The sequence below is a fragment of the Achromobacter sp. Root170 genome, assembly GCF_001428165.1.
Lineage (GTDB): Bacteria > Pseudomonadota > Gammaproteobacteria > Burkholderiales > Burkholderiaceae_B > Achromobacter > Achromobacter mucicolens.
In genome coordinates this window covers 1,157,370-1,182,749 of sequence record NZ_LMHN01000001.1, presented here as the reverse complement: position 1 = coordinate 1,182,749, position 25,380 = coordinate 1,157,370, and the positions used below count along the sequence as shown (strand labels likewise).

19 protein-coding genes and 1 pseudogene are annotated in these 25,380 nt (G+C 65.5%); 4 read left to right on the top strand and 16 right to left on the bottom strand.

The window, feature by feature from the left end:
- Nucleotides 1–13 precede the first annotated feature (13 nt).
- The gene (locus ASD87_RS05440; RefSeq protein ID WP_056318140.1) at nucleotides 14–673 is read left to right on the top strand and encodes a GntR family transcriptional regulator; all 660 of its coding nucleotides are present in this window, start codon (nucleotides 14–16) and stop codon (nucleotides 671–673) included.
- A 30-nt stretch (nucleotides 674–703) separates the two neighbouring features.
- On the opposite strand, the gene ASD87_RS05435 is transcribed toward ASD87_RS05440, so the two are convergent.
- From ASD87_RS05435 to ASD87_RS05400, 8 genes are all read right to left on the bottom strand, one after another.
- Nucleotides 704–1,717, bottom strand: a complete 1,014-nt coding sequence (locus ASD87_RS05435; protein ID WP_056318137.1) for a PleD family two-component system response regulator — start codon at nucleotides 1,715–1,717, stop codon at nucleotides 704–706.
- Between the two features lie 34 nt (nucleotides 1,718–1,751).
- Entirely contained in the window at nucleotides 1,752–2,762 is a 1,011-nt protein-coding gene (locus ASD87_RS05430; protein ID WP_056318132.1) for a chemotaxis response regulator protein-glutamate methylesterase, read from the bottom strand.
- Nucleotides 2,759–5,071, bottom strand: a complete 2,313-nt coding sequence (locus ASD87_RS05425) for a hybrid sensor histidine kinase/response regulator (RefSeq protein WP_056318129.1) — start codon at nucleotides 5,069–5,071, stop codon at nucleotides 2,759–2,761. Before ASD87_RS05425 ends, ASD87_RS05430 begins: the two co-directional genes overlap by 4 nt.
- Complete coding sequence (locus tag ASD87_RS05420; protein ID WP_056318125.1) at nucleotides 5,068–5,718, bottom strand: chemotaxis protein CheW; 651 nt, start codon at nucleotides 5,716–5,718, stop codon at nucleotides 5,068–5,070. The genes ASD87_RS05425 and ASD87_RS05420 overlap by 4 nt, the downstream gene beginning before the upstream one ends.
- Nucleotides 5,719–5,722: 4 nt before the next feature.
- Nucleotides 5,723–7,009 (bottom strand): CheR family methyltransferase, encoded by a 1,287-nt coding sequence (locus tag ASD87_RS05415; protein WP_082586197.1) that lies wholly within the window; start codon nucleotides 7,007–7,009, stop codon nucleotides 5,723–5,725.
- Entirely contained in the window at nucleotides 7,006–7,548 is a 543-nt protein-coding gene (locus tag ASD87_RS05410) for a chemotaxis protein CheW (RefSeq protein WP_056318790.1), read from the bottom strand. Before ASD87_RS05410 ends, ASD87_RS05415 begins: the two co-directional genes overlap by 4 nt.
- Before the next feature lie 8 nt (nucleotides 7,549–7,556).
- On the bottom strand, nucleotides 7,557–9,176 hold the full coding sequence (locus ASD87_RS05405; RefSeq protein ID WP_056318122.1) for a methyl-accepting chemotaxis protein: 1,620 nt from the start codon (nucleotides 9,174–9,176) through the stop codon (nucleotides 7,557–7,559).
- Between the two features lie 252 nt (nucleotides 9,177–9,428).
- Nucleotides 9,429–10,895 (bottom strand): amidase, encoded by a 1,467-nt coding sequence (locus ASD87_RS05400; RefSeq protein WP_056318118.1) that lies wholly within the window; start codon nucleotides 10,893–10,895, stop codon nucleotides 9,429–9,431.
- Between the two features lie 366 nt (nucleotides 10,896–11,261).
- Between ASD87_RS05400 and ASD87_RS05395 the strand changes: the two genes are divergently transcribed.
- Nucleotides 11,262–11,624, top strand: a complete 363-nt coding sequence (locus tag ASD87_RS05395) for a group III truncated hemoglobin (protein WP_056318787.1) — start codon at nucleotides 11,262–11,264, stop codon at nucleotides 11,622–11,624.
- 12 nt (nucleotides 11,625–11,636) lie between these two features.
- Here ASD87_RS05395 and ASD87_RS05390 read toward each other — a convergent pair whose 3' ends face one another.
- From ASD87_RS05390 to ASD87_RS05370, 5 genes are all read right to left on the bottom strand, one after another.
- Nucleotides 11,637–13,907, bottom strand: coding sequence for an ATP-dependent DNA helicase (locus ASD87_RS05390; RefSeq protein WP_056318116.1), 2,271 nt, complete (start codon nucleotides 13,905–13,907; stop codon nucleotides 11,637–11,639).
- Entirely contained in the window at nucleotides 13,904–15,550 is a 1,647-nt protein-coding gene (locus ASD87_RS05385) for a VRR-NUC domain-containing protein (RefSeq protein ID WP_056318114.1), read from the bottom strand. The genes ASD87_RS05390 and ASD87_RS05385 overlap by 4 nt, the downstream gene beginning before the upstream one ends.
- Nucleotides 15,551–15,810: 260 nt before the next feature.
- Nucleotides 15,811–17,130 (bottom strand): cytochrome c, encoded by a 1,320-nt coding sequence (locus tag ASD87_RS05380; protein ID WP_056318111.1) that lies wholly within the window; start codon nucleotides 17,128–17,130, stop codon nucleotides 15,811–15,813.
- Between the two features lie 12 nt (nucleotides 17,131–17,142).
- Nucleotides 17,143–18,918, bottom strand: coding sequence for a GMC family oxidoreductase (locus ASD87_RS05375; protein ID WP_056318109.1), 1,776 nt, complete (start codon nucleotides 18,916–18,918; stop codon nucleotides 17,143–17,145).
- A gap of 3 nt (nucleotides 18,919–18,921) precedes the next feature.
- Nucleotides 18,922–19,635: a gluconate 2-dehydrogenase subunit 3 family protein gene (locus tag ASD87_RS05370; protein WP_056318785.1), complete on the bottom strand. Its 714-nt coding sequence runs from the start codon at nucleotides 19,633–19,635 to the stop codon at nucleotides 18,922–18,924.
- A 350-nt stretch (nucleotides 19,636–19,985) separates the two neighbouring features.
- Here ASD87_RS05370 and ASD87_RS05365 point away from each other — a divergent pair, with 350 nt between their 5' ends.
- Nucleotides 19,986–21,599, top strand: a complete 1,614-nt coding sequence (locus ASD87_RS05365; RefSeq protein ID WP_056318106.1) for an NAD(P)/FAD-dependent oxidoreductase — start codon at nucleotides 19,986–19,988, stop codon at nucleotides 21,597–21,599.
- A 63-nt stretch (nucleotides 21,600–21,662) separates the two neighbouring features.
- Here the strand turns inward: ASD87_RS05365 and ASD87_RS05360 are convergent, their stop codons facing one another.
- From ASD87_RS05360 to ASD87_RS05350, 3 genes are all read right to left on the bottom strand, one after another.
- The gene (locus tag ASD87_RS05360; protein ID WP_056318104.1) at nucleotides 21,663–22,322 is read right to left on the bottom strand and encodes an imm11 family protein; all 660 of its coding nucleotides are present in this window, start codon (nucleotides 22,320–22,322) and stop codon (nucleotides 21,663–21,665) included.
- A gap of 16 nt (nucleotides 22,323–22,338) precedes the next feature.
- On the bottom strand, nucleotides 22,339–23,151 hold the full coding sequence (locus tag ASD87_RS05355) for an SDR family NAD(P)-dependent oxidoreductase (RefSeq protein ID WP_056318102.1): 813 nt from the start codon (nucleotides 23,149–23,151) through the stop codon (nucleotides 22,339–22,341).
- 334 nt (nucleotides 23,152–23,485) lie between these two features.
- Entirely contained in the window at nucleotides 23,486–24,736 is a 1,251-nt protein-coding gene (locus ASD87_RS05350; protein WP_056318100.1) for an IS256 family transposase, read from the bottom strand.
- A 102-nt stretch (nucleotides 24,737–24,838) separates the two neighbouring features.
- Between ASD87_RS05350 and ASD87_RS27185 the strand changes: the two are divergent.
- A pseudogene (locus ASD87_RS27185) lies at nucleotides 24,839–25,380 on the top strand (hypothetical protein); the annotation flags it as partial.

Here is a 25,380-nt window from a genome sequence, read left to right as displayed (position 1 = left end):
AGCCAGCCTCCTCATGTCGAGCGCCAGTGATTACGTCTACGGCGAGTTGCGCCGCCGCCTGATGGCCGGATCGTTCCTGCCCGGCGAGCCGCTGCGCGAGGAACACATCGCCACCCAGCTCTCGGTCAGCCGCACGCCCGTGCGCAACGCGATCGAACGCCTGATCGCGGACGGCTTGGTCACCCGCGAAGGCCGGCGCGGCGCGGTCGTGCTGGGCTGGCAGGACCGCGACATCGACGAAGCCTTCGAGCTTCGCATGCTGCTCGAACCCTACGCCGCCAAGACCGCCGCCGAGCGCGCCACGTCCGAACAGATCGACGAGCTGGAACGCATAAACCAGTGCATGCTCGACGCGGTCAACTCCGGCGCGCCCGACCACGTCGCCCAGGTCCAGCACTACAACAACCTGTTCCACCACGCCCTGCTCGAGGCCGCGCAGTCCGCACGCGTGCGCTCCCTGGTCGAGAACCTGCTGGACATGCCGATCATCATCGGCTCGTTCTATTTCTACGGCCGCGAAGACATGCTGCGCAGCGTGGAACACCACCGCCAGATCATCGCCGCGATCCGCGCGCGCGACCCCGAATGCGCGCAGATCGCGGTGCGCTTCCACCTGGCGTCAACGCATCTTCTGTTCCGCTCGCACCGGAAGGACGGGAAGACGGGCGGGTAGGTTCTCGCAGGTCGGCGGCGGCCAGACGCCTCAGATCTGTCCCGGCACCACCCGGTTGCGGCCCTGCCGCTTTGCTTCATACAGGCCCCGGTCGGCCGCCTGGATCAGCTCCGTGCACGGTTGCCCATCCAGCGGCACGGCGGTCGCCAGGCCGATGCTCACCGTCAGCCACGGCCCGAAGCCCGCGTCGCGTTGGGGAATCTGCATGGCCTCCACTGCGCGGCGCAGCTTTTCGGCGGCCAGTCGCGCGCTGCCGCCGGGCGTGCCCGGCAGCACCAGCGCAAATTCCTCGCCGCCAAAACGCGCCGCCAGGTCGGTGGACCGGTCGCAACTGGCGAAGATCGTGTTGGCGACGCGCTTGAGGGCTTCGTCGCCCGCAATGTGGCCGTAGGTGTCGTTGTAGGACTTGAAGTGATCCACGTCGATCATCAGCATGCTGATCTCTCGGCTGTCCCGGCCCGCGCGCTGCCACTCGGCATTCAGGTACTCATCGAAATAGCGCCGGTTGCCCAGCCCGGTCAGGCCGTCCGAATTGGTGAGCCGGCGCAGTTCCATGTTGCTTTCCAGCAGTTGCTGCTGGCTCTGGCGCAATGCCTGATAGGCTTCGTCGCGCTGCACCAGCGCCATGTAGGAACGCGAGTGGTAGCGGATGCGCGCAATCAGCTCGATCGAATCCGGCAGTTTCACCAGGTAGTCGTTGGCCCCCGCCGCGAAGGCCGCGCTCTTGATGGCGGGATCTTCCTTGGTGGACAGGACGATGATCGGGATGTCGCGCGTCACGGGATGGCCGCGGTATTCACGCACCAGGGAAAGGCCGTCCACGCCGGGCAGCACCAGATCCTGCAGGATGACCGTGGGCCGCGTCTGGATCGCCACGCTCAGCGCCTTGTAGGGATCCGAGCAATAGTGAAAATCGATGTTGGCTTCGGGCACCAGCGCACGCCGGATGGCTTCTCCCACCATGACCTGGTCATCGACGAGCAACACCATCGCCCCGTGCGAATTGAGATCCGCGGAAACCGTGTCTTCAGGGGATGGCAGCATAGTGGGTCCTTGATGTCCTACGTTGTGCCGCGCCTCAGGCAAACGCCCGGATGACGCGAGACGCAATTTGATCGAGCGGCCGAATCTCGACCGCGGCCTTCATGGCGGCAGCCGCTTTCGGCATGCCATAGACTGCGCTGGTGGCCTGGTCCTGCGCGATGGTGAGGCATCCGCGTTCGCGCAGCGCCTTCAGGCCGCGCGCCCCGTCCTGGCCCATGCCGGTCAGCAGCACGCCGACCGCAATGCCGCGCCAGTGCTGCGCCACGCTATGGAAGAAAACATCGATGGAAGGCCGATACAGGCTTTCCCGGGGGCAGTCGGTGTACCGCAGGGTACCATCCTCGCAAAGCGCCAGATGATCATCCGTGCCCGCGAGCAGCACCTGGCCTGGCAGCGGCGATTCGCCTTCGCGCGCCAGCCTGACCGGCAGCGGCACCTGGTCATTGAGCCAGTCGGCCATGCCGGCCGCGAACGAGGCGTCCACATGCTGCACCAGCACGATGCCGGCCGGAAAATCCAGGGGAAGATCGCGCAGCAGCTGCGCCAGCGTGGCCGGGCCGCCGGCCGAAGCGCCGATGGCAAGCAGGCGCCGCGCGCCGGCGGACGCGGCGGGCTTGCTGACCGGGCTGAGCGCCGGCCGGTTGCCGTAGCGGCCGATCAGCCAGCCGATGTTGCGGATCTTGCGCAACAGCGGCGCCGCCGCCGTGCGCATGTCCGTCGCGCCCACCATGGGCGTGTCCACGGCATCCAGTGCGCCGTGCCCCATGGCATCGAACACGCGCGAGGTGTGGCCCGCCACGTCGGAGGTCACCACGACGATGGCGCACGGCGTTTCCGCCATGATGCGGCGCGTGGCCTCGACGCCGTCCATGACGGGCATGATGAGGTCCATCAGCACGACATCGGGACGGTCGCGCGCGCATTGCTGCACGGCCTCCAGGCCGTCGGACGCCGTCCAGGCAATCTCCAGCCCCGGTTCCAGCGCGATGACGCGCCGCAGGACTTCGACGGCAAGCGGCATATCGTTGACGATCCCGATTCTCACGTCCGAGCCTTCCCAATGAGGTCTTCCACGGCGTCGAGCAGCGCATCATCGTGAAAGCTGCCCTTGGCCAGGTAATAGTCAGCGCCGGCGTCCAGCCCGCGCTGCCGGTCCTCTTCCCGGTCCTTGTAAGACACCACCATGACGGGCAGCGCCTGCAGCCTGGGGTCGGCCTTGATGCGCGTCACCAGTTCGATGCCGTCCATCCGCGGCATGTCGACATCGGTCACGATCAGGTCGAAGTCCTCGTTGCGCAACATGTTCCAGCCATCCATGCCGTCCACGGCGACTGCCACATCGAACCCGCGGTTCAGCAGCAGCTTGCGCTCAAGCTCGCGAACCGTCAACGAATCGTCCACCACCAGCACGCGCTTGCGGCGGCGCGCGGCCGCCGCGCCCGACCCGCTGTCGACCCGCGACAGGCGCCCGCCCTCGATAAGCTTCTGGACGGAAACCAGCATGTCCTCGACGTCCAGAATCAGGAGCGGCGTGCCGTCGTCCATCAGCGAGCCGGCCATGACGTCCTGCACCTTGCCCAGCCGGGGGTCCAGCGGCTGCACGACCAGCGTGCGCTCGCCCACGTACCGGTCGACGGCGATGCCGTAGAGGCGGTCATGATCGCCCACCACCACCACGGACAAGGTATCGGCGGCCGGGGCGGCCTCGCCGGCGCGCAGGATCTGCCGCGCCGACACCAGGCCGATCTGCCGCCCCTGGAATCGGAAGTGCTGCTGGCCTTCCAGTTGCTCAATGTCGGTGGCGTCCACCTGCAACGCGTGGCTGACGTAGGCCAGCGGAAATGCGTAGATCTCGTCCTGCACCTGGACCAGCAGGCTGCGCACCACCGACAGCGACAGCGGCATCTCCAGCACGAAACGCGTGCCCCGGCCCTGCTGCTGGTGGACCCGCACGGCGCCGCGCAACTGGCGCACCATCGTCTGCACCACATCCAGCCCCACGCCGCGCCCGGAGATTTCAGTCACCTCGTCGCGCGTGCTGAAGCCCGAGAGGAACAGGAATTCCAGCAGTTCGGCTTCGCTCAGGCGTGCCGCGGTCTCGGCGTTGGTCAGCTTGCGTTCGACCACTTCCTCGCGCAGGTGATCCAGCGATATGCCGGAGCCGTCGTCGGCCAGTTCGACCAGCAGCATGCCCGCCGAATGGCGCGCCGACAGTGTGATCAAGCCCTCGGCCGGTTTGCCCGTCTGTTCGCGCTGCGCAGGCGACTCGATGCCGTGGTCCACGGCGTTGCGCAACAGGTGCATGAGCGGCGCATCCAGTTTTTCCAGGATGTCCCGGTCCACCTGCGTGTCTTCGCCCTCGATCTCCAGGCGGACCTGCTTTCCCAGCGAGCGGCCCAGGTCGCGCACCATCCGCGCCATGCCGCCCACGCCGTCGCCAAAGGGCCGCATGCGGCACGCGAGCGCGGTGTCGTACAGCCGCCGCGTCAGGTGATTCATGCGCCAGCCGAACTCGTCGACTTCACTGGCGCGCAGCGTCAGTTCCCGCTGGCATTGTTCGAGGATGCGGTGGGCATCGTCCAGCGCCGCCTGGCCGCGCGCATCGAGCTGCTGTTCGGCCAGCACGGCGCGCACCCCGTCCAGCGCGTGCGCCGCGCCCGCCTGCAGCCGCCGCAGCCGCAGCATGGCGGCGCTGAAAGGCCCTACCCATTGCGACTCGACCAGCGTTTCGCTGGATAAGCCCAGCAGCTTGTTCAGCGTATCGGCCGTGACTCGCAGCACCCGCTCGCCCTCGCCCGCGCCGCGGTCCGAACTGCGGCGCGCGGGCGGGACCGCGGCGGCCGCGTCCAACACTTGGGGCTTGTCTGCGGGCGCCGGGGCTGCCGGGACGGGCGCGTCTTCCGTCAGAACTATCGGCGGCAGATGGCCGGCCGGCCGGGAAGAACGTGCCACCGCGGCCGGCGTGGCGGGCAGATTGGGCGCGCTGCTCAGCCGCGCCACCAGGTCGCCGATCTCGGCATCCAGCTCCACGCCAGGCGTGGCCACGCGCTGCAGCAAGTCCGTGCCCAGCAGCAAGGCGTCGATGTCGCCGGCCTGCAAACGCAGACGGCCCTCCTGGGCGGCCACAAGGCAGTCTTCCATGGCGTGCGCGATACGCACGGCCGGATGCAGGTCCACGATGCGCGCGGCGCCCTTGAGCGAGTGGGCGGCACGCATGCAGGCCTCGAGCTGCGGCGCGGACGTGGGATTTTTCTCCAGGGCGAGCAGCCCGTCGTTGAGCACCTGCACCTGGGTGCGGGTCTCGATCTGGAACAGTTCGAGCAGCGAGGCATCGCGCATCTGATCGGGATTCACGCGAGGCTCCGTTCCAATGCCTGCATCAGCAGGGTTTCATCCAGCACGCCCACCGCGCGGCCGCCGCAGCGCGCCACGCCGCGCGAGTACTTCAGGCTGGCGCCCTGCACCGTCGAGGGCAGCGGCTCAAGCGCGTCCAGGTCCACCTCGTGCATGCCCTCCACTTCGTCCACCGGCAGCACCACGGCACGGCCCGCGCCGCCGAATATCAGCATGCGCGCGGTGGCGGGCCGCTCGCGGGCCTGCGGCGCCGCGGCGTCCAGTCCCAACAGGCGCGTCAGCGATACGCAGACGGTCAGCGTGCCGCGCACGTTGGTCATGCCAAGCACGGCGGGATCACGCCGGTGCGGCAGGCTGATGATGCCTCGCGTGCCGGCAACCTCGTCCAGCGATCGCGTCGGCAGGCCTATCCATTCACGATGCAGCCTGAACACCAGGAGCGACGACAGGTTGGCCGCGTGCTGCGGCGGCGCGGCTTCCTCGTCTTCCTGCATGGCGGGCGGCAGACGGTCAAGGATGCGCTTGGCCGCCGCGGCATACACCGGACAGTTGCGGCAATGCACGTGTTCGGCCAGCTGCGCGCAGCTTTTGTCGCCGCGGATGCCGATGCGGTTCCAGCAGTCGTCCACGCCCGAAAGCGATGCCATTGCGTCAGTCACGTCGCGCCTCCCCGCGCGCCGCGCGCGCCTGCAGGCGGCGGGCGCCCTCTTGATCCCCGTCCGACGCCACCAGCGCGGCCAGATGCAGCAACGCCTCGCGGTGGTTCGGATCCAGGTAGAGCGCTTTGCGGTAGGCAGCCTGCGCCTGCCGCGACTGACCTTGCGCATCCAGCAGCAAGCCCTGCAGATGCAGGGCCTCGGCGCTGGCGCCATGAATGTCCAGATGCGCCTGGCACTGCGCCATCGCGTCGCGCACCCTGCCCAGGTCGGCCAGCGCGGCGATCTCGCGCAGCGACGCCTGGGCCGCCTGCCCCGCGCCTTGCGCGGACGGCGCGTCGGCGATCGCGGCATGCGGCACGGGCAGCCGGGGCGCGGGCGTCTGCGCCACCGGACGGCGCGGCGGCGTCCAGGCATGCACGAGGGGCCGCTGGCCGGCCAGCGGCGCGCGCGCGGGGGTCGGCAACCCGGCCGGCGCTGGCGCGGGCGTGGCGCGAAATGCAAAGGACCGCGCCAGCGGCACCGCCGGCAGGCGGCGGCCCGTCAGAAGACTGGTTTCGGCGGGTCCCACGAACAGCAAGCCGTCCTCGCGCGCGAACCGGCGGAGCACTTGCACGGCGCGTTCCTGCGTGGCCATGTCGAAGTAGATCAGCAGGTTGCGGCAGAACACGAAGTCATACGGCGCGGCCCCTGCCAGCAGGTTGGGATCGAACAGGTTGCCGGGCTGAAACCGGACCTGCCCGCGCACCCGCGCCGCCAGCTGATGGCCTTCCGGCACTTCGGAAAAATGGCGGTCGCGGAACGCCAGATCGCCCCCGCGAAACGAATTGCGCCCGTACACGGCGCGCTGCGCAAATTCGACCATGCGCACGCTGATGTCCACCGCATCCACCTGGAACCGATGCGCCGGCACGCCCGCATCCAGCAGCGCCATCGCAATGGAATACGGCTCTTCGCCGCTGGAACACGGCACGCTCAACACACGAAGCACGCGGTTTTCGCAGCCCGGCGCAAACAGGCGCTCGCGCGCCAGCGTCGCCATGGCGACTTGGGATTCCGGATAGCGGAAGAACCAGGTCTCCGGCACGATCACGGCTTCGATCAGCTGCTGCATCTCGTCGGGCCAGGCCTGCACGCGCATCAGGTAGTCCTGCTCGTCGTCCACGCCGGCCGCGTGCATGCGATGCCGCACGGCGCGCTCGACGGCCGCCTGACCGATGGACCCGCTGTCCAGTCCCATGCGGCGCTTGAGCAGCCCGCTGAATTCCTCGATCAGGCTCATGGCTGCGCCTCAGTCATCGCAGCCTCGCCACCAGCCGGAAACAACATTGCCCGCACGAAATCGGGCAACAGGTCATCCACGCTGACGGCTTGCACCAAGCCGTGCGCGTCGGACAGAACAGGACCCAGGTAGCGCGCCTCTGCATTGTCCAGCGCATGCGGCTGAAACGCCGCCGGGTCGTAGTGGACGGTTTCGGTGGCCTGCTCCAGGATCAGGCCAAGCAGGCGCTCGGCGCTGGTCGGACCAGCGCGGTAGCGCACCAGCGCAAGCCGCGTGCTGGTCACCGCGGCGCAAGCCCCTGCACCGGCCAGCGCGCTCATGTCGATGACCGGCACCGCCGTGCCGCGGCGCGCCATCTTGCCCGCGACCCAATGCGGCGCACCCGGCACCTGCTTGAAGACGCGCAGCCCCAGCACTTCGGCGATATCCGCGGCGTCCAGCGCATAGCGGTCAGCGCCGATACGGAAAAGCAGATACAGCCGGCGCGCCGGGCCGGCATGGCCCGCGGCGGCACGTGGGCGGACGGCGGAAGCAGTCATGGACGCGATCACACCTTGAAGCGCGACACGCCGCTGCGCAGGTCATTGGCCACCAGCGTCAGTTCTTCGATGGCAAGGCTGGACTGCCGCAGCGACTCCACCGTCTGCTGGGCCGCGTCGCTGAGCTGCTGCAAAGCCTGGTTGATCTGTTCGGCGCCGGTGGCCTGGGCCTGCATGCCTTCATTGACCATCTGCACGCGGGGCGCCAGCGTCTGCACTTGCTGGATGATCTGCGACAGCTGGTCGCCCACCTGCTGCATGTCGGCCATGCCGCGGCGCACTTCCTCGGAGAACTTGTCCATGCCCATCACGCCGGCCGACACCGACGACTGGATCTCGCGCACCATCTGCTCGATGTCGTAGGTGGCCACGGCCGTCTGGTCCGCAAGGCGGCGGATCTCGGTGGCCACCACGACAAACCCGCGGCCGTACTCGCCGGCCTTCTCGGCCTCGATCGCCGCGTTCAGCGACAACAGATTGGTCTGGTCCGCAACCTTGGTGATCGTGGTCACCACCTGCGTGATATTGCCGGCCTTTTCATTCAGCACCGCCAGCTTGGCGTTGACCGAGCCCGCTGCCCCGACAACGTTGCGCATCGTGTCTTCCATGCGCGCCAGCCCCACCTGGCCGCTGCCCGCCAGCGTGGCGGTCTGCTCGGCCGCGCTGGAGACTTCGGTCATGGTGCGCACCAGTTCGCGCGACGTAGCCGAGATCTCACGCGAGGTGGCGCCGATTTCAGTCGTGGTGGCGGCCACTTCCGACGCGGTGGCCTGCTGCTGCTTGGACGTCGCGGCAATTTCCGTCACCGACGTGGCCACCTGCACGGCCGACCGCTGCGTCCTGCCCACCAGGCCGGTCAGTTCGTCGACCATGCCGTTGAAACCCGTTTCGATGGCGTTGAATTCGTCCTTGCGCGCCAGCTTCAGGCGCCGGGTCAGATCGCCGCTGCCGGTGGCTTCCAGCGTCTTGACGATGTCGCGCATGGGGTTGGCGATGGCGCGCATGAGCAGGTAGCCGCACACGATCGACGCGGCAATGGCCATCACCAGCGACACCAGCATCCCGGTTTCGGCCGCTTCCACGGATTGCTGAATGCTGACCGCGGCATCGTCCGCCTGCTTCTTGTTTTCGCTCACCATCTTTGCCAGGACGTCGCGCCCCCGGTAGAACGACGGGCGCAGTTCGCTCACGATGCGCGCCTGGGCGCGCGCCGCGTCCGCCGCCACCGCGGGCGACAGGATCTCGGTGCGGATGCGCTTGTACTCCTGCAACTCTTTCTGGAACGCGTCGAACATCTGTTGGTCGTCCTGCCGGGAAATCGTGCGCCGGTAGAACTCGATGTTCTCTTCAAGCTGCTGGTCGTTACGCGGCAGGGCTTCCAGCGCGACACGGCGGTCGGCCTCGGTCGGCGCATTGAACGCGTCCTGCACCACGACGAAGCCGGCGAACCACGACGCCCGGATCGACGTGCTGTAGTAGATGCCCGGCACCGCGTCGTTGTTGATCATCTGGGCCTCTGCTTCGACATGCAGGAGCCGCCGGTAGTCCACCACCACCATCAGCGTCATGATGGCCAGAATGGCCAGGAAACTGACCAGGATTCTTTGGCGGAGCGTCACATTCTTCATACCGGGAGACCTTTGTCCTAAATCGACTCGTCGACGCCCTGCCGGGACGCCCCTGGGTTATTCCCGCGCCGGCCAAGCCGCACCCGGCGTTTTTTACGGGAATATGGGAAATTTCGACAATTATTACAAAGGTGCCGCGCCGCAGCCATGAAAAACGCGGGAAAACGCCAAACATGGCGGCCTTGTCGGAAAAAAGCAAAGGTCTCTTACATAAAATCAACCGCGCGTTTGTCTGAACGGTTACATCTGCGGTCAGCCAGCGGCGCGCCACAGCGCGACCGGCGGCCGGTCCTGGACCCAGTCGCGGGCCTTTTCATAGGCGTGCGCCAGTTGCAGCACAGCCAAATCGCCCCGGGGCGGACCGATCAGCTGCATGCCCATCGGCAGCCCATCGGCATTGAAACCCACCGGCACGCTGATGACGGGACAACCGGCCAGCGTCCAGGGCGTGACGGTTTCCATCCAGCGGTGATACGTGTCCATGGGCCGCCCCGCGATCTCCTTGGGCCAATCCAGGTTGACGTCGAACGGGAAGACTTGCGCGGACGGCACCGCCAAAAAGTCCACGTCTTCAAACATGCGCAGCACGGCCTGATACCACGCACTGCGTTCTTCCGTGGCCTGATAGACCTGCCGGGCCGTCATGCCTTCCAACCCTTCGACCTCCCAGACCAGCGCGGGCTTGACCAGCTTTCGCGTGTCGGGATTGTGGACCAGGTCGTGGAACTGCCCGCCCACCATCAGGTGACGGTGCGCCAGCCAGATGCGCCACAGGCGGTCGCCCGCGAACGGCACCCGATAGGCGTCGACCTGGCAGCCGGCCGTCTCCAGATCCTTCAGCGCCTGCTCGCACAGGTCCAGAATGCCCGGCTCCATCGCCAGGTAGCCGTCCCAGTCGCCCAGCCAGCCGACCCGCTTGCCTGCAAGGTCCGCGTCCAGCGGCTGCGCGTACAGAGCCGGATCGTCCGTCAGCGACAGCGGCGCGCGCTTGTCGTGGCCGGCGATCACCGACAGCAGCAAGGCCACGTCGCGCGGCGTGCGGCCCATCGGGCCTTCGTAGGAAAGTTGCTTGAGAAAGACTTCGGGCGACGGGCCGGACGGCACACGGCCGGCGGACGGGCGCATGCCGTACACGTTGCAAAAGGCCGCCGGGTTGCGCAGCGAACCGCCAAAGTCGCTGCCGTCCGCCACGGGCAGCATGCGCGCGGCCAGTGCCGCCGCCGCTCCGCCGCTGCTGCCGCCCGCCGTCTTGGTGGCGTCGTAGGGATTGCCGGTGGCGCCATACACGCGGTTGTAGGTGTGCGAGCCCAGGCCGAACTCCGGCACATTGCTGCGGCCGATGAAGATTGCGCCGGCGGCGCGCATGCGCTCGACCAGGATGGAGTCATGCTGCATCACCGTGTCCTTGTAGACCAGCGAGCCCATCGACGTGACCATGCCGCGCACGGCGGTCAGGTCCTTGGGCGCCTGCGGCATGCCATGCAGCCACCCCTGCCACTGCCCCGCGGCCAGCTGCGCATCGCGCGCATCGGCTTCGCGCAGCAGCTCGTCGCTGTCGCGGCGCGCGACGATGGCGTTCAGCTTGGGATTGACCTGGTCGATATGCGCCAGATACGCCTGCATCACTTCGCGGCAGGACACCCGGCGGCCACGGATGGCGTCCGACAGCGCATGCGCGGGCATGGCCACGATGTCATTGAGCGGGGCGGAAGTCGGCATGGCTATTCGTCTCCTGGGCGCACGCCGCGGATCCGCCGGGCGCGCATATTGTCATGGGGCGCAGCGCGGCGGCCGGCCGCGCGCATCGCGACAATACTACGCAAATCGGCGGCTCCGCGCCTGGGAAAAGCGCCGGATGTCAGGCGCGGCGGACGCCGCCAGCGTGACAGCCCGCACAGCCCCATCCCGGCAATTTCCGCCAGGCGGGTCTTAACGATTGGCTCAAGCAACCCTGCTGACAATTGCGCCAGGTCAAACCGCGCGATTCGCCCCCCGTCCTAACATCGCCTCCTGCCATCCCGCCCGGAGACCCTCTTGACCACCACCGCCCCCGACGACATCTGCACCGAAGCCGAAATTCAGGACATGGTCCACACCTTTTACGGCAAGGCGCGCGCCGACGAAGCCCTGGGCCCCATCTTCAATGGCATGGTCCACGACTGGGACGAGCACCTGTCCACGCTCTCGGATTTCTGGTCCGCCGTGATTCTGGGCACCCGGCGCTTCACGGGCATGCCCATGCCCAAGCACGCGGCCATGCCCAACCTGAAGGCTGAACTCTTCGAACGCTGGCTGGTGCTTTTTGGCGAAACCACCGACGCCCTGCCCAATCGCGCCCTGGCCGACGCCGCGCAGGAAATGGCCAAGCGCATGGCCCGCAGCCTGTGGTACGGCTACCAGTTGTCGCGCGACCCCAACCAGCCGCTGACCGAACTGCGCCCCGCCTGACGCCTTGCAAGGTCAGTCCACCCGCCACCACCCCGGCAACAGCCCGCGCACCTTGGCACGCCGGTAGCGGTCATCGATGAGGTGCACGGTGCCCTCATCGTGTTCGGTCCGGATCACCCGGCCGGCCGCCTGCACCACCTTCTGCATGCCCGGGTACAGGTACGTGTAGTCGTACCCGTTCTCCTCGCCATAACGCATGTCCATGGCGCGCTTCATGTTCTCGTTCACCGGATTGACCTGCGGCAGGCCCAGCGTCGCAATGAAGGCGCCGATCAGCCGCTTGCCCGGCAGGTCCACGCCTTCCGAGAACGCGCCGCCCAGCACCGCAAACCCCACCCCCTGCCCCGTTTCCGTAAACCGCGCCAGGAAGGCCGCCCGCCCCGGCTCGTCCATGCCCGGCGTCTGCAACCAGATCGGCACGTGCGGATGGCGTTCCCGCATCAGGTCGGCCACACGTTTCAGATAGTCGAAGCTGCTCAGGAAACCCAGGTAATTGCCGGGCCGCTCGCCGTACTGCCGGGCGATCAGGTCCGCGATGGGCGCCAGCGAATGTTCGCGATCGCGAAAGCGCGTGGACACGTTGCCCACGACGCGCACCGCCAGCTGGTTGGCCTTGAACGGCGCGGCCACATCGATCCACGGGGTGTCCTTGGGCAGGCCCAGCGTGTCCCGGTAGAACTGCTGCGGACTCAGCGTGCCGGAGAACAGCACCGTCGCGTGCGCCGCGGCATGCCGGGCGGCCAGATACGGCGCGGGAATCACATTGCGCACGCACAGCGTCGAAGGCGGGGTCTTGGCACTGCTGACGCCGGCGTCGCCAAGCGTCACATCGAATAGCGCGTGCGAGCCGAACTGCTCGGCCAACCGCATGAAATGCAACGCCTCGAAATAAAACCCCAGCAAGGGATCGTCCTGCGGCAGCGGCGTCTGGCCGATGAACTCGGTGATGGCGGCCACCGCCTTCTGCACCGCCGTCAGCACGCCGGCTGGCGCGGCATCGTAGGCCTGATAGCGTTCGGCCTGCTTCTTGTTCAGCGCATTCCAGGAGCGGTGCAGCCCGTCCAGCGATTTCTTCAGCGCCTTGGGCGCCGCGTACCGCGCGGCGGTCAGCCGGCTCTGGTCGAGTTCGCCGGTGTACATGCGCCGCGCACGATCCACCAGGTTATGGGCCTCGTCGACCAGCACGGCCACCTTCCATTGATGCGCCTGCGTCAGCGCATGCAGCATGGCCGTGGCGTCGTAGTAGTAGTTGTAGTCGCCCACCACCACGTCGCTCCAGCGGATCAGTTCCTGCGACAGGTAGTAGGGACACACGTCGTGTTCAAGCGCGGTGGCGCGCACGGCGGGCGCGTCCAGCCGCGTGTACTCAAGCGCCGCGGCGCGGGCCTGCGGCAGGCGGTCGTAGAAGCCGCGCGCCAGCGGACAGGAATCGCCATGGCAAGCCAGATCCGGATGCACGCAGCTTTTATCGCGCGCTTGCAGATCCAGAATGCGCAAGCCAGGCTTGGCGGGCTGCGCATTGATGGTTTCCAGCGCCTCGACCGCCAGCCCCCGGCCCGACCCCTTTGCCGCCAGGAAGAACACCTTGTCCAGGCCTGTGCCCGGACCGGCCTTGAGCAGCGGAAAGATCGTCCCCAGCGTCTTGCCGATGCCCGTGGGCGCCTGAGCCATCAGGCAGCGCCCATCGCGCGCCGTGCGGTACACGGCCACCGCCAGATCGCGCTGCCCCGCGCGGAATTCGCCATGCGGAAACGCCAACGTCTCCAGCGCTGCGTCGCGCGCCTGCCGGTGCGCGAGTTCGGTCTTGGCCCACGCCAGGAAACGCTCGCATTGCAGCTGGAAGAATGCGGCCAGGTCGGCCGCCTGGTGGGTCTCAACCAGCACGGTCTCTTCCTCGGTCGCCACGTTGTAGTACACCAGCGCCACCCGCACGTCGGCCAGGCCACGCGCCTGGCACAGCAGATGGCCGTACACCTTTGCCTGCGCCCAATGCACCACGCGATGGTTTTCGCGCACGCTGTCGAACTGCCCGCGGTAGGTCTTGATCTCTTCGAGCTGATTGGCTGCAGCGTCATAGCCATCGGCACGCCCCCGGACCAGCAGATCGCCAAACACGCCCGACAGCGACACTTCGGTTTCGTAGTCCGGCCCGCGCCGCCCTGTGACGGCCGCATGGCCAGCCATGCCTTCCAGGCCGCTGGGCGCGGGCGTGAAACGCAAGTCCAGATCCCCCGCCCGCGCCGTGAATTCGCACAACGCCCGCACCGCCACCGCATAGCTCATGCGGCCTCCTGCAACCAGCTCACGTGGCACACGCGCACCGGCATGCCGTGCGCGACGCAATATTGCAGCCAGCGGATCTGGTTGTCCTGCAGCTTGTCGCCCGGTCCTTTCACCTCGATCAGTTCATAGCGGCGCTCGGCGGGCCAGAAGCGCACCAGATCGGGCAGACCGGTGCGGTTGCCCTTGACGTCGCGCAGCAGCCGCGTGAAGAAAAGCTTCAGGTGCGCGGCCGGCAGGCAATCCAGCGCCTGCGCCAGCAACGCATCTGACAAGGCGCCCCAGAACACGAACGGCGACTGCAGACCGGCCTTGTCCGCATAACGCTGCAGAATCACGTCCCGGTAAGCCGGCGTATCAAGGAGGGCCAGGCAGGCCTCGAACTGCGCCTGACGACGGGCATGAAAGTCCGGCGCTTCCAGATCCGCCGGACCGCGTTGGAACGGGTGAAAGAACGCGCCCGGCAGCGGTGCGAACACGGCCGGCCAGCACAGCAATCCGAACAGCGAATTGATCAGCGCGTTCTCGACATAGTGCACCGGCGCGTCGTCGTGATGCAGGTGATCGCGCGTCACGTATTCGACCGCGGACGGTTGCGCCGGGCGGGCCAGCGCCAGCTCCGTGCGCGGCAGGATGGGTGCCGCGGCGCGTGCCGCCGCGCCCTGCCCCAGCCCGCGCCGCAACCGCGGCATCATGCGTGCCACGCGCTGGCTTTCTTCCTCGCTTTCGGGCGCGCTGGCGGCTTGCTGGGCCAGCGCCATCGCGTCTTCGAAGCGCTGCATCCTTTCATAAACGCGGATGCGCCGATGCCGCGCGCCAGGATAGCCGCAGGCCGCGTACACGCGCTGGGCGGCTTCCCAGTCCTGTGCGCGTTCGCAGGCTTGACCAATGCGCAGCAACACCTTGGCGCGGCGCTTTTCCAGCCATGCGTTGCCGCTGATGCACGCCTGCGCCGCCTGCAACAGATCGTCCACCGCCCCGCCCTCGTCCAGCGCCTGGCGGCAGGCGTGCAGCGCCAGATAGCAATCCACGTCCGCCCGCGTCTGAAAGGCCCGCGACGCCGCATCGAACGGCACCGTTTCGTACTGGAACACGCCCAGGTCCGCCAGCACGAACTCCGACCAATCCTGATGCAGATTGCCGAAGAACATGAGGCGCAGGCGTTCGCAACGGTCCGCCACCATCACGCGCCAGACGGCTTCCGCGGTTTGCGGCGCCCAATCGCAAAATGGCCGGGCTTGCGTCAGATCGGCGCGCAGCGCTTCAAGCATGTCGGCCTTGCGCACGCCCGGCCTGGCTGCCGCGTGCGAGGCGAACACCCGGCAGAGCTCGGGCTTGGTCAACAGCACGAACAGTTCATCCAGCGCCATCGGCGCGCGCCGGTCCAGCCACCCCAGCGCTTCGAGCGGCCCGGCGGCCTCTTCAACGGCCGGAATCTCTTCGTACACCAGCCGGCTGGCCCGAAACCACGGTCCGCGCCGCATCAGCATGCGCACCATCAACGCCTGCGACGCCTGCGGCAACGCCGCGAAGTCCGTCAGAAAGCGGCAATCATCCTCGTCCAGCAGATCGGCGTAACGGTCCGAGACCCACGCCAGCGCGCGCTGGAAATTGTGCAGATAGTAGTAACGGTGCGGGGGCAACATCGGCGGCGGCCGGCTGGACTGTTTATTTATCCAGTAATCATAGCAGGCCGGCAGTCTTCGCTGAACCGCAGGCCCGGGGCCGCCCGGCAACCCGCCGCCCGTCCCAAACTGCCCGCACCGCCTTTCGCGCAGGGAAAACTCGGCAGGTCGGCGGCTCATCTGCTCACGCATGAAAAACGGCGCCGGAAAGCCTGAGCTCTCCAGCGCCGTTTGCGTCCCGCCCGTCACAAGGCGGGACAGTCAATCACGACATCGTCAGATCACTGCGCGCGCACCGGTTGCGGTGCCGCACCGATCTCCTTGCGGACCTTGGCCACGTCGGACGCGCTGACCGCCGCGCCCTTGTTGCCCCAGCTCGACCGGACAAAGCTCACGACATCGGCAACTTCCTTGTCGGTCATGCGCCAGTCGAAGCCCGGCATCGCGTACGCGGTGGGCGCCGAGGCCGTGCCCGGCATCTGCGCGCCCTTGAGCACGATGTGGATCAGCGAGGCCGGATCGGCCGAGTTGACCGTCGAGCTCAATGCCAGTTGCGGGAACGTTTCGGTATAGCCCTTGCCCGTGCTGCGATGGCAGGCCGCGCAGTTGTTCAGGAAGGCCATCGCGCCGTCGCTCTTGTCCTTGCCGGACCGCAGCGCTTGCGCCACGGTTTCGTCATAGGCCAGCGGCTTGGTCGCGTCCTTGTTCACGGGCGGCAGGCTCTTCAGGTACACCGCGATGGCGTTCAGGTCGTCATCGGTCAGGTGCTGGGTGCTGTCCTCCACCACCTGGGCCATGCCGCCAAACGCCGCCGAATGACCGTTGCGGCCGGACTTCAGGAAGGTCGCAATGTCTTCCTTGCTCCAGCTGCCCAGGCCGTCGGTCGCGTCGCCGCGCAGGTTCTTGGCCAGCCAGCCTTCCACCACGCCGCCCGACAGGAAGGCCGAGCCGTCCGCGTCGGTCAGCGCCTTTTCCTGCAAGGCCACGCCGCGCGGCGTGTGGCAGGTGCTGCAATGACCCAGGCCCTCGACGAGGTACTGGCCGCGCAGCAGCGCCTGCTTGTCCGCACCGCTCGTGTTCACCGTGACAGGCGCCGTCGCAACGTCAGGCGCGAACATCCAGCGCCACACCGTCAGCGGCCAGCGCATGGACATCGGCCAGACAATGTCGGTGTCCTTGTTCTCCTGCTTCACGGGCTCGACGCCGTGCATGAAGTAGGCGTACAGGGCCTTCACATCCTCGGGCGTGACGTTGGCGTACGCGGTGTACGGCATGGCCGGGTACAGCGAATGTCCGTCTTTGGCCACGCCGTGGCGCACGGCCCGGTCGAAGTCCTCGTACGAATAATTGCCGATGCCCGTTTCCTTGTCCGGCGTGATGTTCGTCGAATAGATCATGCCCAGCGGCGAATCGATGCCCAGGCCGCCGGCAAAGGGCTTGCCGCCCTTGGCCGTGTGGCAGGCGATACAGTCGCCGGCGCGCGACAGGTATTCGCCCTGCTTGATCATCTGCGCGTCGCCGGACGCTGGCGTGCCGTCGGCCGCGAACGCGGCGCTGGCAACGAGGGCCGAGAAGGCCGCAACAATGGTGTGCTTGATCATTGTTCCGTCTCCTTAAGCCTGGACCAGCGGGCCGGGGTTCTTCAGGTACTGGTCGCGAATCGCCTGCGCCGCCCAGTAGGCCAGCGCGCCGACCAGACCGGTCGGGTTGTAGCCCATGTTCTGCGGGAACACACAGGCGCCCATCACGAACACGTTCGGCACGTCCCAGCTCTGCAGGTACTTGTTGACCACGCTTTCCTTGGGATTGGAGCCCATGATGGCGCCGCCCGTGTTGTGCGTGCTCTGGTAGACGCGCGTGTCGTAACGGGCGCCCTTCTTGCGCACGGCGACGAAGTGCTTTTCAGGATTCATGGCCTTGGCCACGGTCTCCATGCGCTTGCCCATGTAGCCCAGCATGTCGAACTCGTTGTCATGCCAGTCGAACGTCATGCGCAAGAGCGGCTGACCATAGGCGTCCTTGTACGTCGGATCGAGCGACAGGTAGGCGTCGCGGTACGACATCACCGAACCGGAAATCCCGATCGTCATGAAGCGCTGATAGGCGTCCTGAACGCCCGCCTTCCAGGCCGTGCCCCACGTCGGAGTGCCCGGCGTCGTCGGCGTCTGCTTGATGGGACGGCCGCCGTAGCGCACGTGGCGGATGCTGGCGCCGCCCAAAAAGCCCAGCGGACCGTGGTCGAACTGGTCGCCGTTCAAGTCGTCCATGCCCACGCCGCCCGCGCCGGTGCCGACGAAGGGGTTGAGCTGGGTACCCTTGGGCAACAGCACGTTGACCGCGCCGTTCATCTGGTACGCGTAGTTCTTGCCGACCACGCCTTCGTTGGTCTTCGGGTCATACGGCTTGCCGATGCCCGACAGCAGCAACAGGCGCACGTTGTGCATCTGGTAGGCCGACAGGATCACCAGATCCGCGGGCTGATCGATCTCGTTGCCGTCCGCGTCGATGTACGTTACGCCCACGGCCTTCTTGCCGGTCGAATCCAGATTGACCTTGATGACCTGCGAACGCGTGCGCAGCTCGAAATTGGGCTTCTTCAGCAGCACCGGCAAAATGGTGGTCTGCGGCGAGGCCTTCGAATACATGTAGCAGCCGTAGTTCTCGCAGAAGCCACAGAAATTGCAGGGGCCCAGGCGCACGCCGTACGGGTTGGTGTACGGACCCGAGGCGTTGGCCGCGGGCGTGGGATACGGGTTGAAGCCGACTTCGCGCGCGGCCTTCTCGAACAGCGACGCGCCGTAGGTCGTGGCCAGCGGCGGCAGCGGGAATTCCTTGCTGCGCTTGCCTTCCAGCGGGTTGCCGCCTTCGACGATCTTGCCGTTCAGGTTGCCGGCCTTGCCCGACGTGCCGCAGACGTATTCGAACTTCGAGAAGTACGGTTCCAGTTCGTCGTAGGTCACGCCGAAGTCCTGGATCGTCATGCCTTCCGGAATGAACTTCTTGCCGTAGCGCGTTTCGTAGCGGGTGCGCAGTTCCAGCTCTTCGGGCAGCACGCGGTAGTGCATGCCGTTCCAGTGAAAGCCCGCGCCGCCCACGCCCGTCCCCAACAGAAACGAACCGTTCTGGCGGTACGGCACGGCCACGTCATCCACGCCATGGCGGATCGTCACGGTTTCCTTGGACAGGTCCTGGAACAGATAACCGCGCACCGAATACTTCAGCTCGTCGATCACCTTGGGGTACTCGGCGTCCTTGGGCGTGTCCTGCATGCCGCCGCGCTCCAGCGCCAGCACCTGCAAGCCCGCTTCGGTCAGCTCCTGCCCCAGGATCGCGCCGGTCCAGCCGAACCCGACCAGTACCGCATCCACTTTGTCTTTCTTGATCGCCATGATTTAACCCTTCTCCCCAGAGATCGACACGGGGCCATAGGGATACTTCACGTTGGGCTGGTCGACCCAGTCCATGAAATCGGCGCGCGCGCCGGGAAAGCCCACCATCTTCCAGCCCACCATGTTCTTATTGCCGCCGTAGATCGGATCGGCAAAGAAGCCTTCCTTGGTATTGGCCAGCAGGAAGCTGAAGAACGTCTTGGACGGCACGGATTCGAATGCGATCTTGCCCGACTGCAGGTCCTTCAGGATCTGTTCCTGCAGGGCCTTGTCCAGCTCGGCGTATGCCTTGCCGTGCGTTTTCACGCACCAGGCATCACAGGCCTCGATGCCGTTGCGATAGACCTGGCGGGGATTCTGGTCGAGCTGATAGCCCAGTTCCGGCACCTGGTCGGTGTGGAACGGCCCGTCCATGTACCACAGCTTGCCGTGGCCAAAGGGCGTTTCCATCTGACGATCGATGAACTCCGGCACGCCGGCCGCGATGGCGCCTGGACCGTACTCGTCGGCAGGAATCAGATGATCCACCGCGGCAACGATGAAGGCCCATTCGGCCTTGGTGAAATAGGTGGGCTCGTAAGCCTTGGCCGCCTTTGCGGCATTGCCGTCGGCGGCGTTGGTACAGCCGACGGTCAGGCCGCCGACCGCCAGCGTCGACGCTGGCACAATGGCCATCGCCTGCAGAAACCGCCGGCGCGGTTGTGCGTCATCAGTCATGGACATCTCCGTGAATATTCCAAGTTGTCCTAGCGCGCTACCGAACATGCAACCTGGAAACACGAACTGCCCGAGCTAGTGACAACACGCTCTTTTCTTGCTCAAGATCAAGACTGCTCTTTGAAAAGGGACGTAAGAGCAGGTGTCGGCATTATGCGCTTCTGATCCGCTCGTTCGACCGTATCAGATGGAATTTCTTGACGTGGAAAAGTCTTTTGCATTAAGGACAACGTAAGAACATCGGAAATGCATTGCTTTCTGACAGCAAGGTGAACAAAAACCGTCGTCGCCCGTCCAGTACAATCCGCGTTTGGCGACGTTGTGATCGCCCATCTGTCTGGACCCCAAGCATGTTGCGTCTGTCTGAAATCAAGCTGCCGTTGAACCACACGCCCGAGGAACTGCCCGCGGCAATCCTCAAGAAACTGGGCATTCCGGCCAGCGACCTGAACGGCTTCACCATCTTCCTGCGCAGCTACGACGCGCGCAAGAAGCACAACATCCTGCTCATCTATGCGCTGGATGTGGACGTGGCCAACGAAGCCGCAATCCTCGAGCGCTTTCACGACGACCGCAACGTCAAGCCGTCTCCGGACACCGAATACAAATTCGTCGCTCAAGCCCCCGCCACACTCGCCAAGCGCCCCATCGTCATCGGCACCGGCCCCTGTGGCCTCTTTGCCGGCCTGGTCCTGGCGCAGATGGGGTTCAAGCCCATCATCCTGGAACGCGGCAAGGCCGTGCGCGAACGCACCAAGGACACCTGGGGCCTGTGGCGCAAGCGCATCCTGAATCCCGATTCCAACGTTCAATTCGGCGAAGGCGGCGCGGGCACGTTCTCGGACGGCAAGTTGTACAGCCAGATCAAGGACCCCAAGCACTACGGCGAAAAGGTCCTGAAGGAATTCGTTCTGGCCGGCGCGCCTGAAGAAATCCTTTACGTCAGCAAACCCCACATCGGTACGTTCCGCCTGGTCGGCATGGTCGAAGTCATGCGCGACACCATCACCAAGCTGGGCGGCGAAGTCCGCTTCTCCAGCCGGGTTGAAACCCTGCACCGCGAGAACGGCAAGGTCACCGGCGTCACGTTGGCAAACGGCGAACACATCGAAGCCGACCACGTCGTCCTGGCCATCGGCCACAGTGCCCGCGACACCTTCCAGATGCTGCTGGACCAGGGCGTCTTCATGGAAGCCAAGCCCTTCTCCATCGGCTTTCGGATCGAACACCCGCAATCCCTCATCGACCGCGCGCGCTTCGGCCCCAACGCCGGTCACCCCATCCTGGGCGCCGCCGACTACAAGCTGGTGCATCACGCCAGCAACGGCCGCTCCGTCTACAGCTTCTGCATGTGCCCCGGCGGCACGGTCGTCGCGGCCACGTCGGAGCCCAACCGCGTCGTCACCAACGGCATGAGCCAGTACTCGCGCAACGAACGCAATGCCAACGCCGGCATCGTCGTAGGGATTTCCCCAGAGGTCGACTACCCCGAGCACGTGCTGGCCGGCGTCGACTTTCAGCGCAAGTGGGAATCGCAGGCGTTTGAGCTGGGCGGCCGCGACTACAGCGCGCCGGGGCAGTTGGTCGGCGACTTCCTCGCGGGCAAGGCATCCACCGAGTTCGGCGCCGTCAAGCCCTCGTACACGCCCGGCGTGCACCTGACCGACCTGGCCACCGCTCTGCCCGACTTCGCCATCACCGCGATCCGCGCGGCCCTGCCTGCGTTCGACAAGACCATCAAGGGTTTCAACATGCCCGACGCCGTACTGACCGGCGTCGAAACCCGCACCTCTTCGCCCATCCGCATCAAGCGCGATAACGACACACTGCAGAGCATCAACACGCAGGGGTTGTTCCCGGCCGGTGAAGGCGCGGGTTACGCGGGCGGGATTCTGTCGGCGGGGGTGGACGGGATCAAAATCGCCGAGGCTGTGGCGTTGAGCATCATGGGCCGTCAGGGATAAAGGATCAGGGATACACGCAGATCGCCAGTGACGCCCAGCGCACTCGCCGGGCGTCACTCGCGATCACAAATCCGCCGCGTCCCGCAGATCCACCCCATCCAGGTCCGCAGCGCATAGCGCGTCATACATCACCCGGTCGCAAACCGGGTCGATCGACATCTGCGTCTGGCAAAAAATGTGCGCATCGCCGATGCGTTCCTCTCGAAAGACGAGATTGGCGCCGCCCAGGATGCTGTAGTACAGCTCGTCTTCGCCCGTCAGGAAATTCCGGTCGTACTTCTTCTTGACCCGCGACGCTTCCACATCCAGCGCATCAAGCGTGCGCATCACATTGCAAAAATAGTATTGCGGTCCCGGCGAGCCGTCGGCCTGCGTGTAGTCGCAAGCGCTGAATACAAAGGCCTCGGGATCGACCGATTCGAATACCCGCTTCAAAGGCTCCGAGACGATCCAAATGCCGGCCCACTGCTCGAATTGCCGAGGCGCCCCGCCCTGCTCTGGCACATGGACGATGTGCGGCCGTTCGCAGTACTGCGAAGGATCGCCGTTGGGCGGATCCATCGTGTACATGCCGGGCTGAATCAGCTTTTCCTCGTTGGCGATCACAAGGCCCGGGCCAATGCCATCACGCCAAAGGCCCGCGCCAAGGACGAAGTATTTCCCCTTCTGCGATTCAAACGTCATCACGTGAGCATTCTCCGGGGCAGATGCAAGGCTCACCATCGTAACGCCAACGCGCTTATTCAGATGGCCGCGTCTGCGTCAGCCCCGTGGGCGGCCCATCAATTGCCGTCCACCCAGCATCCACCGCCAGGCTGCTGCCCGAGATATAGCTCGCGGCATCCGACGCCAGAAACGCCACCGCCGCGCCCACCTCGGACGGCTGACCCCAGCGGTTCAGCACCGTATGGCCGGCGTACTTGTTGTAGATGTCGGGACGTTCCTTCAGCGGCTGGGTCAGACGGGTCTCGATGATGCTGGGCATCACTGCGTTGACGCGCACGCCGTAGGGGCCGACCTCCGCCGCGAACGCCTTGACCATCTGCTCGATGCCCGCCTTCGTGGCGGCGTAAATGCCCAGGCCGGGCTCGATCGTCACGGCACGCATCGACGAACACAGGATCATGCTGCCCGCGCCCTGCTTCATCATCGGCCGTCCGAAGTGGCGCATGAAGTGAAACGCGCCGCGAAGATTCAGGTTCACCACCTGGTCGAACTCGTCTTCCGTGTAGTCCACGATGAGCTTGCGGATGTTCAGCGCTGGTGTGGACACCGCGATGTCGATCCTTTTTTGCTCGGTTAAAACCCTGGCGGCCAACTGCGCGATGGACTCGCCGCTGGCCGCATCGGTCTGCATCCAGTTCGCCGCGCCGCCGCCGTCGATGATCTGCTGCGCCGTGGCCTGCGCGCCAAGTTCGTCGCGGTCCGCGCACATCACGTAGGCGCCCATCGCACCCAATGCGTGCGCCGACGCTTGCCCGATGCCGGAAGCGGCGCCGAGTACGACTGCGGTTTTGCCTTGGAGACTGAATAGTTGGGGGTAGTTGGTCATGAAGCTTCGATGAAGACTGTTATGGATACGGACTGGCTTGTTGCGGCCGTCGGACTGCTCAAAATGGATTCGGACCGCTCGCGGAGGCCATCCGACTGCGCAACGCGCAAACGCTTGGCTATTATCCTTGCATGATCCAAGCCCCGCCCATCGCCATCGCAGCGCAGATTGATGACGCCAGACGCGTCATCGAAGGGGGTGTCAGAAATTCCGTGTTCAAGGCGGTGTTAAGACTTACACGGAAGGTCTGATAAATCGATCTGCATAGAGGATAGCGAATTGATTCATGGCCNTGGGGGTGTCAGAAATTCCGTGTTCAAGGCGGTGTTAAGACTTACACGGAAGGTCTGATAAATCGATCTGCATAGAGGATAGCGAATTGATTCATGGCCTGCTTCCAGTCGCGAGCAGGCCGTCCCCAGTCTGCGGTGATATTGCGCAGGGCCAGCCAGATAAGCTTCGTGGCGGCGTCGTTAGAGGGGAAGTGCCCGCGGGTCTTGATGATTTTGCGCAACTGGGCGTTGATGCTCTCGATGGCGTTGGTCGTATAAATCACCCGGCGCACTTCAGGCGGAAATGCGAAGAAGGGGATCACCCGGTCCCAGGCGTTGCGCCAGGCGGCGCGGATCGTCGGGAATTTCTGTCCCCATGGGCCTTCAGAGAATGCATCAAGCTCGGCCTGAGCCGCCTCCGCACTCGTGGCGGTATAGATTGGCCGGATAGCCGCGGCAAGCGCCTTGCGGTCCTTCCAGGTGGCGTAATCCAGGCTGTTGCGGATCAGATGCACGATGCAGGTTTGCAGCGTGGTTGCGGGAAATACTGCGCTCAGGGCCTCAGGCATGCCCTTCAGGCCGTCAGTGACGGCGATCAGGATATCGCCCACGCCTCGCGTCTTCAGGTCGTTGAAGACCTTCATCCAGAACTTGGCCCCTTCGGTGCCTTCGATCCAAAGGCCCAGGATCTCCCTCGATCCATCTGGCAACACGCCCAGCGCCAGGTAAATGGCCTTGTTGCGCACGACCGCGTCCTCGCGGATCTTGACCCGCAGCGCGTCAAAGAACACGACCGGGTACATGGGTTCCAGAGGCCGGGACTGCCAGGCGGTGACCTCGGCCATGACCTCATCGGTCACCGAGCTGATGAACTCTGGCGAGACCTCGGTGGCATATTGCTCCAGAAGAAACCCCTGGATCTCGCGCACCGTCATGCCTCGGGCATACATGGCGACAATCTTGTCGTCAAAGCCCGTGAAACGCCGCTCGTGCTTCGGGATAAGCAGCGGCGCGAAGCTGCCGTCGCGGTCGCGCGGTACTTCGATACGCACAGGGCCTTCCCCGGTGAGCACCGTCTTGGCTCCCTTGCCGTTACGCTGGTTGGCGACATCGGCCGGCTTGGCGGCACCGCTCGGGTAGCCCAGGTGATGGTTCATCTCACCGCCGAGCGCACGCTCGATCAGGGCCTTCTTGAAGGCCAGTGAGGCAGCGTTGATCGCTTCGGCCGTCATCGGGCCGTCGCCGAACGACGCCAACAGCTCAGGGGGAATAGCCGGCAGATCCGCCAGCTTGGACTTCGGGTTGCGTGGCATAAATGCTCCTTGGACGCATGTTATGCCTTGAACACGAAATTACTGACAAGCCCGNAATAGCCGGCAGATCCGCCAGCTTGGACTTCGGGTTGCGTGGCATAAATGCTCCTTGGACGCATGTTATGCCTTGAACACGAAATTACTGACAAGCCCGGACCAATTCTCTTTGCAGTGCTGCTCGGCTCGATGAAGTGGTATGACAGTTCAATCGGGTGGCAGCAGTACTTTGATTTGGCGTTCGACGTCATTATTTTTGGCGTGCCGCTTTGGCTCTACTTCAGGCACGCATTCCGCTTCAGTCGTCTAGAGGTGTTGACGTCCCGTCACTTGCTGGTTCGGTTTAATCGGATTACTCGTCAAGTCTATCTTCATCGACCTTCGCATTGTGGCGGTGTCCTTGTCTTGCCCTGGAACGGCACAACCTCGATGGAGATGGCGGGTCAGCGCCTTATGCTCGGATGGTTTCCAGACGATACGCCGTTGCCGTTTCCGAACTTTGCGTTGGTGGGAAAGCCAAGCAGTCGTCTGTACGACTTGCAAGCTGAGTGGGAATTCATCCGCCGGTACATGGACGAGGGCGGTCTGCAAGCTGTCGAGAGACCGCGCATCAGCTCGCAGCTGCCTTTGCCCTGGCCAGCCTTCAC

Bases quoted from the DNA above. Each gene is read 5' to 3' on its own strand.
- ASD87_RS05350 (WP_056318100.1), bottom strand. From the start codon at position 24,736: ATGCCACGCAACCCGAAGTCCAAGCTGGCGGATCTGCCGGCTATTCCC.
- ASD87_RS05360 (WP_056318104.1), bottom strand. From the start codon at position 22,322: ATGGTGAGCCTTGCATCTGCCCCGGAGAATGCTCACGTGATGACGTTT.
- ASD87_RS05440 (WP_056318140.1), top strand. From the start codon at position 14: ATGTCGAGCGCCAGTGATTACGTCTACGGCGAGTTGCGCCGCCGCCTG.
- ASD87_RS05385 (WP_056318114.1), bottom strand. From the start codon at position 15,550: ATGTTGCCCCCGCACCGTTACTACTATCTGCACAATTTCCAGCGCGCG.
- ASD87_RS05370 (WP_056318785.1), bottom strand. From the start codon at position 19,635: ATGACTGATGACGCACAACCGCGCCGGCGGTTTCTGCAGGCGATGGCC.
- ASD87_RS05365 (WP_056318106.1), top strand. From the start codon at position 19,986: ATGTTGCGTCTGTCTGAAATCAAGCTGCCGTTGAACCACACGCCCGAG.
- ASD87_RS05390 (WP_056318116.1), bottom strand. From the start codon at position 13,907: ATGAGCTATGCGGTGGCGGTGCGGGCGTTGTGCGAATTCACGGCGCGG.
- ASD87_RS05410 (WP_056318790.1), bottom strand. From the start codon at position 7,548: ATGACTGCTTCCGCCGTCCGCCCACGTGCCGCCGCGGGCCATGCCGGC.
- ASD87_RS05405 (WP_056318122.1), bottom strand. From the start codon at position 9,176: ATGAAGAATGTGACGCTCCGCCAAAGAATCCTGGTCAGTTTCCTGGCC.
- ASD87_RS05355 (WP_056318102.1), bottom strand. From the start codon at position 23,151: ATGACCAACTACCCCCAACTATTCAGTCTCCAAGGCAAAACCGCAGTC.
- ASD87_RS05420 (WP_056318125.1), bottom strand. From the start codon at position 5,718: ATGGCATCGCTTTCGGGCGTGGACGACTGCTGGAACCGCATCGGCATC.
- ASD87_RS05435 (WP_056318137.1), bottom strand. From the start codon at position 1,717: ATGCTGCCATCCCCTGAAGACACGGTTTCCGCGGATCTCAATTCGCAC.
- ASD87_RS05375 (WP_056318109.1), bottom strand. From the start codon at position 18,918: ATGGCGATCAAGAAAGACAAAGTGGATGCGGTACTGGTCGGGTTCGGC.
- ASD87_RS05395 (WP_056318787.1), top strand. From the start codon at position 11,262: ATGGTCCACACCTTTTACGGCAAGGCGCGCGCCGACGAAGCCCTGGGC.
- ASD87_RS05380 (WP_056318111.1), bottom strand. From the start codon at position 17,130: ATGATCAAGCACACCATTGTTGCGGCCTTCTCGGCCCTCGTTGCCAGC.
- ASD87_RS05415 (WP_082586197.1), bottom strand. From the start codon at position 7,009: ATGAGCCTGATCGAGGAATTCAGCGGGCTGCTCAAGCGCCGCATGGGA.
- ASD87_RS05400 (WP_056318118.1), bottom strand. From the start codon at position 10,895: ATGCCGACTTCCGCCCCGCTCAATGACATCGTGGCCATGCCCGCGCAT.